Origin of the sequence: Methylobacterium sp. 22177 (assembly GCF_052045615.1) — a bacterium.
GTDB classification, from domain to species: domain Bacteria; phylum Pseudomonadota; class Alphaproteobacteria; order Rhizobiales; family Beijerinckiaceae; genus Methylobacterium; species Methylobacterium radiotolerans.
This window is the reverse complement of the sequence record NZ_JBQEPK010000001.1, coordinates 120,661-137,104: the sequence shown is the minus strand read 5'-3', so window position 1 is coordinate 137,104 and position 16,444 is coordinate 120,661. Positions and strand designations below refer to the sequence as shown.

Annotated in this window: 20 protein-coding genes; 16 read left to right on the top strand and 4 right to left on the bottom strand. The window is 71.2% G+C overall.

Translation table 11 applies throughout. The features are described from left to right. Positions 1 to 16: 16 nt before the first annotated feature. The 4 genes from dapB to ruvA all read right to left on the bottom strand — a co-directional run bounded on the left by dapB (position 17) and on the right by ruvA (position 2,558). Positions 17 to 814, bottom strand: coding sequence for a 4-hydroxy-tetrahydrodipicolinate reductase (gene dapB / locus ACTJK8_RS00715; protein WP_012317140.1), 798 nt, complete (start codon positions 812 to 814; stop codon positions 17 to 19). Positions 815 to 933: 119 nt separating this feature from the next. Further along, positions 934 to 1,431 carry a bacterioferritin gene (gene bfr, locus ACTJK8_RS00710; protein WP_012317139.1) on the bottom strand — a complete coding sequence of 166 codons (498 nt, stop codon included), beginning with the start codon at positions 1,429 to 1,431 and terminating at the stop codon, positions 934 to 936. 44 nt (positions 1,432 to 1,475) lie between these two features. Next, complete coding sequence (locus tag ACTJK8_RS00705) at positions 1,476 to 1,748, bottom strand: (2Fe-2S)-binding protein (protein ID WP_076729208.1); 273 nt, start codon at positions 1,746 to 1,748, stop codon at positions 1,476 to 1,478. 192 nt (positions 1,749 to 1,940) lie between these two features. Next, on the bottom strand, positions 1,941 to 2,558 hold the full coding sequence (gene ruvA / locus ACTJK8_RS00700) for a Holliday junction branch migration protein RuvA (protein ID WP_024827869.1): 618 nt from the start codon (positions 2,556 to 2,558) through the stop codon (positions 1,941 to 1,943). 131 nt (positions 2,559 to 2,689) lie between these two features. Between ruvA and ACTJK8_RS00695 the strand changes: the two genes are divergently transcribed. The 16 genes from ACTJK8_RS00695 to ACTJK8_RS00620 all read left to right on the top strand — a co-directional run bounded on the left by ACTJK8_RS00695 (position 2,690) and on the right by ACTJK8_RS00620 (position 16,444). Further along, positions 2,690 to 3,322, top strand: coding sequence for a YceI family protein (locus tag ACTJK8_RS00695; RefSeq protein WP_440761365.1), 633 nt, complete (start codon positions 2,690 to 2,692; stop codon positions 3,320 to 3,322). A 269-nt stretch (positions 3,323 to 3,591) separates the two neighbouring features. Then, positions 3,592 to 3,963, top strand: coding sequence for a hypothetical protein (locus ACTJK8_RS00690; protein WP_244632913.1), 372 nt, complete (start codon positions 3,592 to 3,594; stop codon positions 3,961 to 3,963). 189 nt (positions 3,964 to 4,152) lie between these two features. After that, positions 4,153 to 4,467, top strand: a complete 315-nt coding sequence (gene rplU / locus ACTJK8_RS00685) for a 50S ribosomal protein L21 (protein WP_010683509.1) — start codon at positions 4,153 to 4,155, stop codon at positions 4,465 to 4,467. An 88-nt stretch (positions 4,468 to 4,555) separates the two neighbouring features. After that, a complete protein-coding gene (gene rpmA, locus ACTJK8_RS00680; RefSeq protein ID WP_440761364.1) occupies positions 4,556 to 4,822 on the top strand; it encodes a 50S ribosomal protein L27 in 267 nt (88 codons plus the stop codon). Between the two features lie 186 nt (positions 4,823 to 5,008). After that, positions 5,009 to 5,605, top strand: coding sequence for a GNAT family N-acetyltransferase (locus tag ACTJK8_RS00675; protein ID WP_012317133.1), 597 nt, complete (start codon positions 5,009 to 5,011; stop codon positions 5,603 to 5,605). Positions 5,606 to 5,694: 89 nt separating this feature from the next. After that, the gene (gene obgE, locus ACTJK8_RS00670) at positions 5,695 to 6,723 is read left to right on the top strand and encodes a GTPase ObgE (RefSeq protein WP_012317132.1); all 1,029 of its coding nucleotides are present in this window, start codon (positions 5,695 to 5,697) and stop codon (positions 6,721 to 6,723) included. Between the two features lie 70 nt (positions 6,724 to 6,793). After that, positions 6,794 to 7,909 (top strand): glutamate 5-kinase, encoded by a 1,116-nt coding sequence (proB, locus tag ACTJK8_RS00665; protein ID WP_440761363.1) that lies wholly within the window; start codon positions 6,794 to 6,796, stop codon positions 7,907 to 7,909. A gap of 159 nt (positions 7,910 to 8,068) precedes the next feature. Beyond that, a complete protein-coding gene (locus ACTJK8_RS00660) occupies positions 8,069 to 9,367 on the top strand; it encodes a glutamate-5-semialdehyde dehydrogenase (RefSeq protein ID WP_043072912.1) in 1,299 nt (432 codons plus the stop codon). A 19-nt stretch (positions 9,368 to 9,386) separates the two neighbouring features. Next, the gene (locus ACTJK8_RS00655; protein ID WP_440761362.1) at positions 9,387 to 10,046 is read left to right on the top strand and encodes a nicotinate-nucleotide adenylyltransferase; all 660 of its coding nucleotides are present in this window, start codon (positions 9,387 to 9,389) and stop codon (positions 10,044 to 10,046) included. A gap of 129 nt (positions 10,047 to 10,175) precedes the next feature. Continuing rightward, the gene (gene rsfS / locus ACTJK8_RS00650) at positions 10,176 to 10,508 is read left to right on the top strand and encodes a ribosome silencing factor (protein ID WP_085985303.1); all 333 of its coding nucleotides are present in this window, start codon (positions 10,176 to 10,178) and stop codon (positions 10,506 to 10,508) included. A gap of 15 nt (positions 10,509 to 10,523) precedes the next feature. Then, positions 10,524 to 11,018 (top strand): 23S rRNA (pseudouridine(1915)-N(3))-methyltransferase RlmH, encoded by a 495-nt coding sequence (rlmH, locus tag ACTJK8_RS00645; RefSeq protein ID WP_012317127.1) that lies wholly within the window; start codon positions 10,524 to 10,526, stop codon positions 11,016 to 11,018. 42 nt (positions 11,019 to 11,060) lie between these two features. Further along, positions 11,061 to 12,392 (top strand): murein hydrolase activator EnvC family protein, encoded by a 1,332-nt coding sequence (locus ACTJK8_RS00640; protein WP_440761467.1) that lies wholly within the window; start codon positions 11,061 to 11,063, stop codon positions 12,390 to 12,392. Further along, positions 12,392 to 13,732 carry a S41 family peptidase gene (locus tag ACTJK8_RS00635; protein ID WP_012317125.1) on the top strand — a complete coding sequence of 447 codons (1,341 nt, stop codon included), beginning with the start codon at positions 12,392 to 12,394 and terminating at the stop codon, positions 13,730 to 13,732. Before ACTJK8_RS00640 ends, ACTJK8_RS00635 begins: the two co-directional genes overlap by 1 nt. Before the next feature lie 173 nt (positions 13,733 to 13,905). Beyond that, positions 13,906 to 15,141 carry a divergent polysaccharide deacetylase family protein gene (locus ACTJK8_RS00630; protein WP_440761361.1) on the top strand — a complete coding sequence of 412 codons (1,236 nt, stop codon included), beginning with the start codon at positions 13,906 to 13,908 and terminating at the stop codon, positions 15,139 to 15,141. Positions 15,142 to 15,235: 94 nt separating this feature from the next. Then, entirely contained in the window at positions 15,236 to 15,790 is a 555-nt protein-coding gene (locus tag ACTJK8_RS00625; RefSeq protein ID WP_012317123.1) for an RNA pyrophosphohydrolase, read from the top strand. Positions 15,791 to 15,814: 24 nt separating this feature from the next. After that, positions 15,815 to 16,444 (top strand): DUF2939 domain-containing protein, encoded by a 630-nt coding sequence (locus tag ACTJK8_RS00620; RefSeq protein ID WP_440761360.1) that lies wholly within the window; start codon positions 15,815 to 15,817, stop codon positions 16,442 to 16,444.

Genomic DNA, 16,444 nt, shown 5'->3' with positions numbered 1-16,444 from the left:
GCCGTCGCGCCGCCGGTCACAGGTCGAGCACGTCGGTCATGGTGTAGAGCCCCGGCGGCTTGGGATGGGCCCAGAGCGCGGCCTTGACGGCGCCCGTGGCGAACAGGCCCCGGTCGGCGGCGTGGTGGCTGATCGTCAGGCTCTCGCCGGTGCCGGCGAAGATCACGCTGTGATCGCCCACGACGCTGCCGCCCCGCAGGGTAGCGAAGCCGATGTCGCCCGGCCGGCGGGCACCGGTATGCCCGTCCCGGGTCGAGACCCGGACCGCCTTCAGGTCGACGCCGCGGCCCTCGGCGGCGGCCTCGCCCAGCATCAGCGCGGTGCCGGAGGGAGCGTCCACCTTCATGCGGTGGTGCATCTCGGCGATCTCGATGTCGAACTCGTCGCCCAGGGCCTTGGCCACCCGGCGGACCAGGGCGGCCATCAGGTTGATGCCGAGCGACATGTTGCCGGACTGCACGATGCGGGCGTGGTAGGAGGCCGCCTTCAGCTTGGCGAAGTCCTCCTCCGATAGACCGGTCGTGCCGACGACGTGCACGATGCGCGCCTGGGCGGCGAGTTCGGCGAAGGCCACCGTGGCGGCCGGCGCGGTGAAGTCGAGGACGCCGTCGGCGGCCGCGAAGGCCGTCAGAGCGTCGTCGGTGACGGGTACGTCGAGGGGCGGCAGGCCGGCGAGCACGCCGGCGTCCTGGCCGAGCGCCGGCGAGCCGTCGCGCTCGATCGCCGCTGAGAGCGTGCAGCCCTCGGCCTGCGCCACCGCGCGGATCAGCATTCGCCCCATGCGCCCGTCGGCGCCGACTACCACGAGCCGCATTCCGTTCCCCAGCTAGCCGTCACACGCAGGCGGGAACAGGACCGCGCCGGCCCCGCCCCTGCCCGCCACGCTGTCCGGGCGCCCGCTCCGCCGCACGGGCGGCGGGAGCCCGGTCGCTCTCACTCCTTCTCGGGAGCGATCTGCTCGAGCCCGCCGATATGCTTCTGCGCGTAGAGCGGCAGGCCGATCTGCTTGATCAACTCCAGCTGGGTCTCGAGGAAGTCGATGTGACCCTCCTCGTCCTCGGCCAGATCCTCGAAGAGGCGCTTGGACACGCGGTCGTTGATCGAGTCGCAGTACTTCGCGGCCTCGAGGTAGAGGCTGCGGGCCTCGTTCTCGGCGGCGAGATCGGATTCCAGGATCTCCTGGACATTCTGGCCGATCCGCAGCGGGTCGAGTTCCTGTAGGTTCGGGAACCCGTCGAGGAACAGGATCCGGTCGATGAACCGATCGGCGTGGTTCATCTCCTCGATCGATTCCTTGCGCCAGAACTTCGCCAGCTCGACGTAGCCCCAGTCATTGAGCATGCGGAAATGCAGCCAGTACTGGCTGACGGCGGTCAGCTCGCTGCGCAGGCCGCGATTCAGATACTCGATGACCTTGGTGTCGCCCTTCATGCCCCCGTACTCCTTACCGTGCTCTCAGGCGGGGGGTAGAAGCATCAGGCCGCGACTCCCTCATCCGCAGTTTGGAACTTCACCAAACTACACGCGCTGGCGCAAGCCGTCGTGCAAGCATGGCTGCTCTCCGCCGCCGCGGCCTCGCCCAACGCGTTCTGCATGATCGCCCGGATCGTGCGGGCGCAGCGCCCGCATTTCGGGCTGCAGCCGAGGCAGGCATAGACCTGCGCGGGCGTGCGCGGGCAGCCGGGTCCGGGCGCCAGGCAGCCGCGGACCGCGCCGTCCGATATGACGTTACAAGAACAGACGATCATGCGCGCCGCAAATCCCGTCATCCCCGTGCCCGCCGCGGTCGTCGACGACCGTCCGGAGCACCCGCGCCAGTTTAGAAGAGTTGAAAAGTAGCTGGCTTTTCAATACCTTATTGACCGCGGTCGACATGGCACCGCGGGTCGCGCGGGTCAAGGGCGTGCGATCTAAGTGCGCCCCAACTGTCAGGCGGGCCTTTAGCGGGCGAGCTCGCGCAGGCCGAGCCGGATGAGCACCTTGGCCTCGGCGCCCTCCCCCGCGCCCTTCAGCGCGGCCGCGATGGCGGCGGCGGCCTGGACCTGCGGGTAGCCGAGATTGACCAGGGCCGAGACGGCGTCCGTCACCGGCTGCGGGGCGGCGCCCTCCTCGACGGCGCCCGCGAGGGCGACCAGCGCCGGGTCGACGGGCGCGAAGGCCGGGGCCTTGTCCTTGAGCTCGGCGGCGAGCCGGGCGGCGAGGCGCGGCCCGACCCCCGGGGCCCGGCTGATCGAACCCTTGTCGCCGGTGGCGATGGCGCTCGCCAGCGCCTCGGGCTCGAGCACCGAGAGCACGCCGAGCGCCACCCGGGCGCCGACGCCCTGGACGGTCTGGAGCAGGCGGAACCACTCCCGCTCGGCGTCCGAGCGGAAGCCGTAGAGGCGGATCATGTCCTCGCGGACGTGAGTCTCGATCGACAGCTCCGCGGGCTCGCCGACCTTGGGCATGCGCTGCAGGGTCCGCGCCGAGCAGTGCACGATGTAGCCGACTCCCGACACGTCGAGGATCACGAAATCCTCGCCGAACGAGTCCACGACGCCCTTGAGCTTGCCGATCATGCCACGCCTGCCGCTGTCCCGGGTTGCCTACAGAACCGCGGCGGCCTCCGCCAGACGTGCTTGAGCGCGCAGGGAGATCATGAAATCACGGGCCCGCGCCGGTCGAGCTTGGCCGGTCACGGGGGGATGACATGCGCGCGCCACTTCTTGTCCTGATCGGCCTGCTCTGCGCCGGGCCGGCCCGGGCGGCGGACAACCCGGCGGCCCCGCCCGCACAGGTCGCCCCGAGTGCCGATCCGACCCAGGTCCGGCCCGGCAGCTACGTCCTCGATCCGGATCACGGCAAGGTCACGTGGTCGGTCTCGCATCTCGGCTACTCGACCTATTACGGCCAGTTCACCGGACTCAGCGGCACGCTCCAGCTCGACCCGAAGGCGCCGGAGAAGAGCCGCCTCGAGGTGACCGTGCCGCTCGGCGGCGTCATCACCGGCAGCGCGCGGCTGAACGAGCACCTCGCGGCCCCGGACTTCTTCGACACGGCCAAGTTCCCGACCGCCACCTTCACCGCCACCAAGGTCGAGCCGACCAGCCCGACGACCGCGCGGATCACCGGCGACCTCAACCTGCGCGGGACGGTCCGGCCGTTCGCGATCGATGCCACCTTCAACCAGGCCGGCATCCATCCGGTGGATCAGCGCTACACGGTGGGCTTCGACGGGCGCGCCGTCGTCAAGCGCTCGGATTTCGGCATCAACGCCTACCTGCCGCAGCTCGGCGACGAGGTCAGCCTGCGCATCGAGGGCGAGTTCAAGGCCACGCCCTGACGGCCGGTCCGCCGGCCGGCCGCGAGTTCTCCCGGGTGGCGATGCCGGGGGCGCCGGCGTCCCGCGGCGTCCGCGGCGGTGCCGGACAGCGGATGCGAGCCGGGGCGGCGGGTGACGCCCCGGCGCCGGGGGTGTAGTCAGCCGCCGTCGCGGCGCCGCGGCAAGGGGGCGGCCCTCACAGGTCCTCGTTCCTCACGGGCGACGCCCGACATTGTCCCGAGCGGGGCGCGCCACCGCGCCGATCGATGCTCACCCTGGAGGCCAGAGCCGTGCGGCGTGTCGGTGTCCCCACTCTTGCCCTGACGCTGTGTCTCGCGGGGACGGCCGCCGCGCAGGTGCCGGCGGCGCCCTCGCCCCTCGACAATTACGCGTCGGCGGCGGCAACGACCATCATCGCCGAGCAGGCCTGTCCGGGCGTACAGGTCCGGGCCGGGCAGCTGACGACGCTCCGCCTCGCGGCCCGGGTCAATGCCGGGCAGGAGGCGATGCTGGAGGAGAAGCTGCGGACCCGCGCCACGCAGGTGCGCCAGCAGCTCGCCGCCGACGGCCGGGACACCTGGTGCGCGCAGGCGCTCGCCGCCTTCGGCCCGGAGGGAAGCGTCGCGAAGGGCATCCTGGCGACCGGCGCGCCGATCCGCTGACACCGCCCGGCAGGCCGCAGCGGATTGACACGGCGCCGCCGCGCCCGTACTGACCTCGCACGGCGCGCGGCCTCTGCTGGGGTCCGCGCGTTTCGCGTTGTCCGGGCCGAACGCCCGCGCAATGACTTCAAACAAGAAGCCGGTCCAGGGGCAGCCGTCCCGGAGGCCGTTCGAGAACACGAGAGAACGATGTTCGCAGTCATCAAGACGGGCGGTAAGCAGTACCGCGTCGCCGCCAACGACACCATCACGATCGCCTCCCTGGCAGGCGAGGCCGGCGAGGCCGTGACCTTCGGCGAGGTCCTCCTGTTCGCCGACGGCGCGGGCGCGACCCAGGTCGGCGCCCCGACCCTGTCGGGCATCAGCGTCACGGGCGAGATCGTGCGCCACGGCCGCGACAAGAAGGTCATCGCCTTCAAGAAGCGCCGCCGGCAGAACTCCCGCCGCAAGCGCGGCCATCGCCAGGACCACACGGTCGTGCGCATCACCGGCATTTCGGCCTGACGCACGCCAGACGCTGGGCGCGTACGGTCCCCTGAGAGGGATCGATCCGCGACCGCATCCAAGCCACTCAGAATTCGGAGCTCATCCCATGGCACACAAGAAGGCTGGCGGCTCGTCCCGCAACGGTCGCGACTCGGAAGGCCGGCGCCTCGGCGTCAAGAAGTTCGGCTCGGAGGCCGTGATTCCGGGCAACATCATCGTGCGTCAGCGCGGCACCAAATGGCATCCCGGCGCCAATGTCGGCATGGGCAAGGACCACACGATCTTCGCGCTGGTACCGGGCCATGTCCGCTTCGAGAAGCGCCGCGGACGCGCCTTCGTAGGTGTTACCCCGCTGGCCGAGGCCGCGGAATAAGAGGCGGGCGCCCTGAGTGGCGAAGCTGGCGTCCCGCCCGGTGTCCCACACCGGACCGGAGACGTCGTTGCCGAGCCCCTGACGGGCCAGGTCGGACGGAACACCGGGGAGGATGGGACGCCATCCTCCCCTTCGTCGTCTTGAGGCGGTGGCCCGGAGCCGGGAACGCCGCCCTGCGAGGGCACGATGTTCCCCGATCTGACCCGCGATGACGTTTTCCGGATCGAGACACGGCGGCTGTGGCTGCGCTGGCCGACAGCCAAGGACAGGGACGCGATCCTGAAGCTGGCCGGCGACCCGTCTGTGGCCGCGATGCTGGCGCGGGTGCCGCACCCGCTCCCGGCCCCGGCGGTGGACGCGTTCCTGCTGCAGGCACGCTCGCAGAACGCCGCCGGGTCGGCGCTCACGCTCGCCCTCGCGCCTCGGGCGGCGCCGGGCAGCCTCATCGGTGTCATCAGCATCGAGGAGCGGACCGACGCGGCCCCGGAGCTCGGCTACTGGCTCGGGCAGCCCTACTGGGGCAGCGGCCTGATGGCCGAGGCCGTCACGGCCCTGTGCCACGCCTTCTTCGCCTATACCGGCGGGACGGAACTCGCCGCGTCCGCCCGCACGGTCAACCCGGCGTCCCGGCGCGTGCTGGAGACCTGCGGCTTCGTGCAGGCCGGCAGCGCGACCCGGCCGTTCCCGGCGCGCGGCGCGGATCTGCCGGTCGATCTCTTCAGCCTCGACCGGCGGCGCTGGCAGGCTTCGCCGTCGGAGCCGGCGATGACGCGGGCCGCCTGAGGCGGTCCCGCGGCGCCGGGGCTGGCCGGCGGCCGCTCACAGGGTGATGGTGCGGGTCGCGAATCCGCGCCCGACAAAGGATTCAGGTCGTGAAGTTCCTCGACGAAGCCAAGGTCTATGTCCGCTCCGGTGATGGCGGTCCCGGCTGCGTCTCGTTCCGGCGCGAGAAGTTCATCGAGTTCGGAGGACCGAACGGCGGCGACGGCGGCCGGGGCGGCGATGTCTGGGTGGAATGCGTCGAGGGTCTCAACACCCTGATCGACTACCGCTACCAGCAGCACTTCAAGGCCAAGAAGGGCGAGCACGGCATGGGCTCGAACTGCCACGGCGCCAACGGCGCCGACACGGTCCTGAAGGTCCCGGCCGGCACGCAGATCTTCTCCGAAGACGGCGAGACGCTTCTCGCCGACCTGACCGAGGTCGGCCAGAAGATCCGTCTCGCGAAGGGCGGCAACGGCGGCTTCGGCAACGCCTACTTCACGACGTCCACCAATCGCGCCCCGAAGCACGCCAACCCCGGCCAGGAAGGCCAGGAGATGTGGATCTGGCTGCGGCTCAAGCTGATCGCCGATGCCGGCCTCGTCGGCCTCCCGAATGCCGGAAAGTCGACCTTCCTGGCGAGCGTCACCGCGGCGAAGCCGAAGATCGCCGACTACCCGTTCACGACCCTGCATCCCGGCCTCGGCGTGGTGCGGTCGGACGGGCGCGAGTTCGTGCTCGCCGACATCCCGGGCCTGATCGAGGGTGCCCACGAGGGCGTCGGCCTCGGCGACAAGTTCCTCGCCCATGTCGAGCGCTGCCGGGTGCTGCTGCACTTGGTGGACGGCACGAGCGAGCATGCCGGCAAGACCTACAAGCTGGTCCGCGGCGAGATCGAGGCCTACGGCAACGGCCTCGCGGAGAAGCCCGAGATCGTGGCGCTCTCGAAGGCCGACGCCCTCGACGCCGACACGCTCAAGAGCCAGGTGGCGAAGCTGAAGCGCGCCGCCGGCCGCGCGCCGCTGATCCTGTCCTCGGCGAGCCGCAAGGGCGTACCCGAGGCGCTGCGGGCGCTCCAAACCGAGATCGACGCCAGCGCCGAGGCCGAGCGGAAGCCGGTAGCCGCCTGGCAGCCGTAGCCCTCGACCGACTGTTCAAAGGGCGGCTCTTGGTTCACACCCGCCGTCGACGCGCCGTCCCGCAAGAATCATGATCCCTGTCCTCGAAGAATTTCGCCGTGTGGTCATCAAGGTCGGCTCGGCCCTGCTGGTCGACCGCAGTGCTGGCCGCCTGCGCCATGCCTGGCTCGCGGCGCTGGCCGAGGACATCGCGGAGTTGCACGGGCGCGGCGTCGACGTTCTGGTCGTGTCGTCCGGCAGCATCGCCCTCGGCCGGACGGTGCTGGGTTTGCCGCCCGGCGTCCTGCGCCTGGAGGAGAGCCAGGGCGCGGCCTCGGTGGGGCAGATCACGCTGGCGCGCCACTGGGCCGAAGCTCTGGGCCATCACGGCATCGTCGCCGGCCAGATCCTCGTGACGCCGCAGGACACCGAGGAGCGTCGCCGCTACCTCAACGCCCGCGCCACCGTGCTGAAGCTCCTGGAGATGCGCGCGGTCCCGGTCGTGAACGAGAACGACACGGTGGCGACCTCGGAGATCCGCTACGGCGACAACGACCGGCTCGCCGCCCGGGTCGCCACCATGATCGACGCCGACGTGCTGGTGCTGTTCTCGGACATCGACGGCCTCTACACCGCGCCGCCCAAGAGCGATCCGGACGCCCGCCACCTCGCCGTGGTCGAGCGCATCACCCCGGAGATCGAGGCGATGGCCGGCGGCCCGGCCTCCGAGCTGTCGCGGGGCGGCATGCGCACCAAGGTCGAGGCCGCCAAGATCGCCGCCTCGGGCGGCACGCACCTGGTCATCGCGGACGGACGCGGGAAGAACCCGCTCAAGGCCGTGCGGGACGGCGCGCGCTGCACGTGGTTCCTGTCGGGCTCCACGCCGACGGCCGCCCGGAAGACCTGGATCGCCGGCTCCCTCGAGCCACGCGGCACGCTGACGATCGACGCGGGTGCCGAGCAGGCGCTCCGGAGCGGGGCCAGCCTGCTCCCGGTGGGCGTGCGGGCGATCGAGGGCAGCTTCTCGCGCGGCGACGCCGTGATGATCCGCGATCCGGAGGGCCGGATCCTGGGCCGCGGCCTGGTGGCGTACGACAGCGCCGAGGCCGCGCTGATCATCGGTCATCCGAGCGCGCGCATTCCGGAACTGCTCAACTATCCCGGTCGCGCCTGGATGGTGCACCGCGATGACTTGGCATTGTTCTAGAAGTCGCGGACATAAGCTAGTCTATATACAATTTTTCCTCTCAATTACCGTCACAATTCCCGGCCCGGCACTCTTGTCGGGACGGCGCTCGATGTGCAAATACGGCACTTTCCCCCGTCCGGGTCGCGCGTGCGGCCGTCGACAACCGAGGACGCCAGCGTGCCCGTCCTGAACCTGAGATCGGACTTCGCCGAGGCCGATGCCCTCCCGGAGCAGATGGGGGCGATCGGCCGTCGCGCCCGGGCGGCGGCGCGGCGCATGGCGCTGGCCTCGGCGCGGACCAAGGACGCGGCGCTCAAGCTGATCGCCGAGCGGATCCGTGCGAGCCGCGACGAGATCTTGAGCGAGAACGCGCGGGACGTGGCCGCGGCCCGGAGCGCGGGTCAGACCGCCGCGCTGATCGACCGGCTCACCCTCGACCCTGGGCGCCTCGCGGCCATCGCGGACGCCGTCGAGAAGGTCGGGTCGCTGGCCGACCCGGTCGGTCGCCAGCTCGCCGCGATCGAGCGGCCGAACGGCCTGCTGATCGAGCGCATCGCGGTGCCGCTCGGGGTCGTCGGCGTGATCTTCGAGGCGCGGCCCAACGTGACGGCGGATGCCGGAGCGCTCTGCCTCAAGGCCGGCAACGCGGCGATCCTTCGCGCCGGTTCGGACAGCCATCGCAGCGCCATGGCGATCGCGAGGGCCATGAGCCGCGGGCTCGCCGATGCCGGCCTGCCGGAGGACGCGATCCAGCTGGTGCCGACCCGCGACCGCGCCGCGGTCGGGCTGATGCTCGCCGGCCTCGACGGCTGCGTGGACGTGATCGTCCCGCGCGGCGGCCGCGGCCTCGTGGAGCGCGTCCAGGCCGAGGCGCGCGTTCCGGTCTTCGCCCATCTCGACGGCATCAACCACGTCTACGTCGCCGCGGCGGCCGACCTCGACATGGCCCGCACCGTGCTGCTCAACAGCAAGATGCGCCGGACCAGCGTCTGCGGCGCCGCCGAGACCCTGCTGGTCGACCGTGCCTGCGCGGCGACGCACCTCGCGCCGCTGGTCCAGGCCCTGCTCGATGCCGGCTGCGCGGTCCGGGGCGATGCCGCGACGCGCGCGGTCGATCCGCGCGTGACGGCCGCCTCCGAGGAGGATTGGCACACCGAGTACCTCGACGCGATCATCGCGGTGCGGGTGGTGGACGGGATCGAGGCCGCCATCGAGCACATCGAGACCTACGGGTCGCATCACACGGACGCGATCATCACCGAGAACGACGCCGAGGCGACCCGTTTCCTGGCCGAAGTCGACTCGGCGATCGTCACGCACAACGCCTCCACGCAGTTCGCCGACGGCGGCGAGTTCGGCTTCGGGGCCGAGATCGGCATCGCCACGGGGCGGATGCACGCGCGCGGGCCGGTGGGCGTCGAGCAGCTCACCACGTTCAAGTACCGGGTCCACGGCACCGGCCAGATCCGCCCGTGATCCGACCTGAAGGTCCGGCGTGCGGCTGACCCTGCCGCCGAGCGCCCCCGGCATGCGGATCGGCCTCTACGGCGGATCCTTCAATCCGGCCCATCTGGGCCACCGGCACGTGACCCTATCGGCCCTGCGGCGGCTCGGGCTCGATCGCGTCTGGTGGCTGGTGAGCCCGGGCAATCCGCTCAAGAGCCGGAGCGCCCTCCCCTCCGTCGCAGCGCGGTGCGCCCAGGCGCGCGAGATCGCCCGGCACCCCCGGATCGCCGTGACAGGGATCGAGGCGGCGCTCGGCGTCCGCTTCACGGTCCAGACGCTGCGGTTCCTCACGCGCCGGTGTCCGGGCGTCCACTTCGTCTGGATCATGGGGGCCGATTCCCTCGACACCTTCCATCGCTGGAAGGGTTTCGCCGAGATCGCGCGACTCGTGCCGATCGCCGTCATCGACCGGCCCGGCTTCACCATGACGCCGCTGAGCGCCCGGGCCGCGCAACGCCTCGCCGACGCCCGGGTCCCCGAGGCGGCGGCATCGACGCTCGCGCTACGGTCGCCGCCGGCCTGGGTGTTCCTCCACGGGCCCCGCTCGACCCTCTCGTCCACGCAGATCCGCGCGCGCGCGGGCGCGCCGACGCCGCGACCGCAGCCTGCGCGGTTGCAATCGGGGCGCGATACCGCCAATTTCACCTGATCCCGCAAGGCCCGACGTCGCCGTGCGGCAGAACGAGGAACCAGGACTCTGCCCGAGACCAGTCGCACGGAGACGATCCGCACCCCCGTCCAAGCCCCGGTCGAAGCCGGTCAGGCGCGCTCGGACGATCTGAAGGCACTCGCCCTCGAATGCCTCGACGACATGAAGGCCGAGGAGACGATCGCGATCGATCTGGCCGGCAAGACCTCGCTCGCCGACACGATGATCATCACGTCGGGTCGCTCGCAGCGGCACGTCGGGTCGATCGCCGACAAGATCATCCAGGAGATGAAGAACCGCGGCTTCGGCAATGCCCGGGTCGAGGGCATGCCGGCCTGCGACTGGGTGCTGATCGACGCCGGCGACGTGCTGGTGCACATCTTCCGCCCCGAAGTCCGCGGCTTCTACAATCTCGAGAAGATGTGGGGCGCCGACCGTCCCGTCGGGCTCGCGGCCGGCTAGGCCGGACCGAGGTCCATGCGCCTGATCCTGGCCGCGGTCGGACGGCTGAAGGCCGGGCCGGAGCGCGAGCTCGCATCACGATATCGCGACCGCGCCGCACAACTCGGACGCGGCCTCGGCTTCCCGTCCTGCGACAACGTCGAGATTCCGGAATCCCGGGCCCGTCGCGCGCCCGACCGGTGCGCCGAGGAGGCGGCGGCGCTCGCGACCTATCTGCCCTCCGGCGGAGTCCTCGTCGCCTACGACGAGCGCGGCCGGGCCGATCTCGGCAGCGAGGCCCTGGCAGAACGCGTCGCCGGCTGGCGCGATGCGGCCCGGCCGGCTCTGGTCGTGACGATCGGTGGGCCGGACGGGCTGGACGCCTCAATTCGGACGCGGGCCGAGTTGATCCTGTCGTTCGGGGCCGCCACCCTGCCCCACGGACTCGTTCGCGTGCTCGCCCTCGAACAACTCTATCGCAGCCTCACGATCCTGGCCGGACACCCCTACCATCGCGGTGAGGCGGGCTGAACGGCCGTGGGGAAGTCCGAGACCGAGGCCGAGTCCAACCCCGTGCCGCGGCGCGGACGCGCGGCATTCGCCCTGCTGGCCGTGCTGTCGATCACCGTGGCCGCGCGCGCCGAGGCCCCGAAGCCCACGGACTCCGAGGCGATACAGCGGGCCAACGAGGAGCGGGAGCGCCGGGCCGAGAACCTGAAACGCGTGCAGGACGCCCTGGCCGCCAGCGCCGGACAGCGCGCGCAGTTCGAGGCCGAGATCGCCGCGATCGGGTCTGACCGCGCGAAGCTCGACACAGCCCTCCTCGACGCGAACCGGCAGGCGCAGGCGACGGAAGATCGCCTGAGCCGCCTCGAGGAGCGCCTGAAGGCGATGAGCGAGAGCGAGGCCGCGATCCGGCACTCGCTGCAGGGTCGGCGCGGCATCGTCGCCGAGATCCTGGCGGCGCTCCAGCGCATGGGCCGTCGTCCGCCACCGGCCGTGCTGGTGAGTCCCGAGGACGTGCTGGCCGCGATCCGGACCTCGATGCTGCTCGGCGCGGTGGTGCCGGAACTGCGCGGTGAGGTCGACACGCTCGCGGCCGATCTCGCGGAGATGATCAGGCTGCGCGGTTTGATCGCGCAGGACAAGGAAGGGCTCTCGAGCGATCTCGCCGGCTGGGCGAGGGAGCAGCAGCGCCTCCAGGCCCTCGTCGCGGCCCGGCGCGCACGGCAGGCGGAGGTTGAGAGCGGCCTGACCGCCGAACGGCGCCGGGCCACCGAGCTCGGCGCGCAGGCCAAGACCCTGAAGGATCTGCTCGACCGCACGGAGGCGGAGGTCGCGGCGGCGAAGCGCTCCGCCGAGGAGGCCAAGGCCGCCGCGGAGCGCGAAGTGCGCATCACCCAGGAGCGGTTCGCCGCGGCCGGCTTCCGCGATCCCGCGCGGCTGGCCCCCAAAGTGCACTTCGCCGAGGCACGGGGCGAAGTGCCGCGGCCGGTGAGCGGTCGCGTCGCACGAGGATTCAACCAGCCCGATGGCAATGGGGGGACGACGCGCGGCGTGTCGTTCACGACCCGCCCGAAGGCTTCGGTCTCCTCCCCGGCCGACGGGTGGGTGCAGTTCGCCGGGCCGTTTCGGTCCTATGGCCAACTCTTGATCATCAACGCGGGCGACGGCTACTATCTTCTGCTCGCGGGAATGGACCAGATCAGCGTCGAGGTCGGTCAGTTCGTGCTCGCGGGCGAACCGGTCGGCAGCATGGGCGACAAGGGTGCGGGTCCCGGCGGGTCCGAGGGTGATCCCACGCTCTACGTCGAGTTCAAGAAGGACGGCGGCTCCATCGATCCGGAGCCGTGGTGGGCGAAGAGCCCGAATAATACGGTACTTGGCGAGAAGGTTCGCGGCTGATGCGCAAGACTTCCCTGATCATGCTCGGCGCCTTCCTCGGTGCCGGAACGTCCATGGTGGCGACCCAGACCGACTTCCTGTCGGGTCCGCGGGCCGTGGCCGCCTCGGCCGAGACCTACCGCCAGCTCAGCCTGTTCGGCGACGTCTTCGAGAAGGTCCGCACCGACTACGTCGAGAAGCCGGACGAGTCGAAGATGATCGAGGCGGCCGTCAACGGCATGCTGACGTCGCTCGATCCGCACTCGAGCTACATGGACGCCAAGGCGTTCCGCGACATGCAGACCACCACCCGCGGCGAGTTCGGCGGGCTCGGCATCGAGGTCACGATGGAGGACGGCCTGATCAAGGTCGTCACGCCGATCGACGACACCCCCGCGGCGAAGGCGGGCCTGCTCGCGAACGACATCATCACGCAGATCGATGACGACCAGGTCCAGGGCCTCACCCTGAACCAGGCGGTCGACAAGATGCGCGGCCCGGTGAACTCGAGCGTGAAGCTCAAGATCACCCGCAAGGAATCGAAGGATCCGATCGACGTCACGCTCACCCGCGACGTCATCAAGATCAAGCCGGTGCGCTCGAAGATCGAGGGCGGCGACGTCGCCTATATCCGCCTCACCCAGTTCAACGAGCAGACCTTCGACGGCATGCGGGCCGCGATCGACAAGCTCACCGGCGAGATCGGTGCCGACAAGATCAAAGGCTACATCGTCGACCTGCGCAACAACCCGGGCGGCCTGCTCGATCAGGCCGTGATGGTCTCGGACGCCTTCCTCGATCGCGGCGAGATCGTCTCCACCCGCGGCCGCAACCCGGACGAGACCCAGCGCTTCTCCGCCAAGGCGGGGGATCTGACCAAGGGCAAGCCCATCGTGGTGCTGGTCAACGGCGGCTCCGCCTCGGCCTCCGAGATCGTGGCCGGCGCCCTCCAGGATCACAAGCGCGCGACCATCATGGGGACGCGCTCCTTCGGCAAGGGCTCGGTGCAGTCGATCATCCCGCTCGGCGGCTCAGGCGCCCTCCGGCTCACCACGGCGCGCTACTACACGCCGTCGGGCCGCTCGATCCAGGCCAAGGGCATCGAGCCGGACGTCGAGGTCACGCAGGACGTGCCGGACGAGCTCAAGGGCAAGGACGAGACGAAGGGTGAGGCCGGGCTCAAGGGCCACCTGAAGCAGAAGGACACCGACGAGCGCGGCGGATCCTCCGCCTACGTCCCGCCGGACCCGGCCAAGGACAAGCAGCTGATCTCGGCCGTCGACTTCCTCCACGGCATCCAGAAGGGCGCCGCCAACGGGACGCCCGCGCCGCAGCAGCAGAAGCCGAGCCTGCCGAACTGATCACGCGGCCTCGCGCTGCGCCAGGACCAGATCCCGCCCGGCCACCCCCGGGCGGGATTTCCCGTTCTGGGACCGGGCATTAGCGGAACGTTAACCATACCCGGCCGCAATGGATCCGAGGGTTGGGACCGCGCCGACCGGCGCAGGAACCGCGATCCCGTATCGAGAGCCGCTTGACCGAGTCCACCGACGATATCCTCACGCGCCCCCTCGGGGTGCCGGAGGCGGCGCCGGCGCAGCCCGAAGGCCGGATCGGACGCCTCGTCGCGGCTGGCCGCCGGCCCCGGGTCGCGGCCGCCGCGCTCGCGGCCAGCTTCGTGGTGGCGGCCGGCCTGGTGCTCGCGCTGGGGGACCCGCACGGCGGTGAGCCCCGCGTCCAGGTGGCGATCACGATGCGCGAACCCGCGGCCCGCCCGGCCGCGCAGGCGCCAGCCGCACAGCAGCCCCAGGTGATCACGACGGAACCCGGAACCGCGCCGCTCCAGCGCAGTGCCGAGGAGGTCGAGACCGCCTCCGGCGTCACGGTCGTGCGCCCGGCCGGCAGCGGGCCGAGCGAGGCGGTGGTGATCCGTGTGCCGCCGCCGAGCGCCCCCCGTCTCGCCAAGGCCCCGGATCCGCGGATCAGCGAATCCGGCCGCCACGGTCTCATGCCGAAGCTGGGCGAGGGCCGCATCCGCGCCCTCGACGTGTACGCCCGATCGGAAGAGGCCGGCTCGGGGCCGCGCATCGCGATCGTGGTGACCGGTCTCGGTGTCGGCCAGGCCGCCACCGCCGGCGCCACCGCGCGCCTGCCCGCCGCCGTGAGTCTCGCCTTCCTGCCCTACGGTGGCGAGGTCGAGCGCGCCGCCGCGCGCGCCAGGGACGCGGGCCACGAAGTATTCCTGCAACTCCCGATGGAGCCCTTCGACTATCCCGACAGCGACCCGGGCCCGCAGACGCTGCTCACCGCGTTGAAGGGGCTGGAGAATGCCGATCGGCAGGCCTGGGCGATGGCGCGCTTCCCGGGCTATGTCGGCGTGGTGAACTACATGGGCTCGAAGCTCATGGCCGATGCGGCGTTCGAGCCAGTCCTGCGCGAGATCGGCGCCCGCGGTCTGGGGTTCCTCGACGACGGCACGGCTCCGAAGCCCGCGGTCGCGCCCGCCAACAAGGGGAAGACGCCGGTCGCCCGCGCCGAGATCGTCCTCGACGCCACGCCGCGCGCCGACGCGATCGACGCCGCACTCGCCCAGGCCGAGGCTCGGGCCCGCGCCAACGGCTTCGCCCTGGTCTCGGCGACCGGGACACCGCTGAGCGTCGATCGGATCGCGCGCTGGGCGAAGGAGATCGAGTCCCGCGGGCTGCGCCTCGTGCCGGCGAGCGTGGCGCTGCGCGGCGCCCGCGACAAGCGAGTCTCCACGGCTGATTGAACGCGACCGTGTCGAAAGTCAGCGCAAGTAGATCCGGCACCGTCCGGATCGGTGAAGACTTGGTCGACGTTGCCGCCTCGCCCACCCCTGACCTATGGTCGCCGCGATGGTAACGGATTCGGACCCGGGCACTGCCCTGCCCTATCGCCCCTGCGTGGGCATCGCCCTGATCGCGCCTTCGGGCGGCGTCTTCGTCGGGCGTCGCAGCAAGGAGGCGGGTCCCGAGCACGTCGACGGTCCGCACATGTGGCAGATGCCGCAGGGCGGCATCGATCCCGGTGAGGATGCGGAAGCCGCCGCACGGCGCGAGCTCTACGAGGAGACCAACGTCCCGCCGGAGGCGGTGAAGCTCCTCGCCGAGATCCCGGACTGGCTGCCCTACGACCTGCCCCCGGCGGTGATGAAGCAGGCCTGGAAGGGCCGCTACCGTGGCCAGACGCAGAAATGGTTCGCCTACGGCTTCGTCGGCAGCGAGGACCTGATCGACGTGCTCCGGCCCGGCGGCGGCGCTCACAAGGCGGAATTCGACGCTTGGCGCTGGGCGCAACTCTCCGAACTTCCGGACCTGATCGTCCCCTTCAAGCGGCCGGTCTACGAGCGGGTCGTCGCGGCCTTCTCCGGCCTCGATCGCTGGGCGGCGCGGTCATGACCGCGCGGACGGGGCGCTGAGGCCGTGCGCTGGCTCGCGGTCCCGGTCGTCCTCGCCCTGGCGTGGCTCGCCTTCACGATGAGCCCGCTCTGGTCGCTCTACGACCTCGCTCAGGCGGTGCGTCGGCACGACGCCACCTATGTCGAGAGTCACGTGAACTTCAGGACGCTGCGGCTGTCGCTGGTCCGGCAGATCACCGCCGCGATGCGCGCGGCCTCTGAGAGCGATCCCGACCTGGAGCCGCGCGACCGCCAGCGCCTGAACGACGCCGCCTACGGGCTCGCCCTGGCGCTCGCCGAGACGATGGTGACGCCGGAGACGGTGATGGATCTGCTGGCCAACGGCTGGCCCGACAAGCTCGACGTCGAGCGGCCGGACGGCACCCGGCCTGAGGGCTTGGTCATCCGCGGCCTCGGGCGGCTCATACCCTACTACGCGGCTCTGGAGATGCGCGGCTTCCGCGCGGTCGTGATCCCGATCCCGCCGGAGGGGCCCCGCCCGGAACGCACGCGGATCCGGCTGCGGCTGCGCGGCCTGAGCTGGCGCCTCGTGGATATCGAGATGGCCGACATGCTGCGCGAGCAGATCGCCGCCAAGCTCAGCCGCGCGCTGGCGCGCGCCAAGATCGGCGCCAGCGCCGGCGAGGAGCGCTGA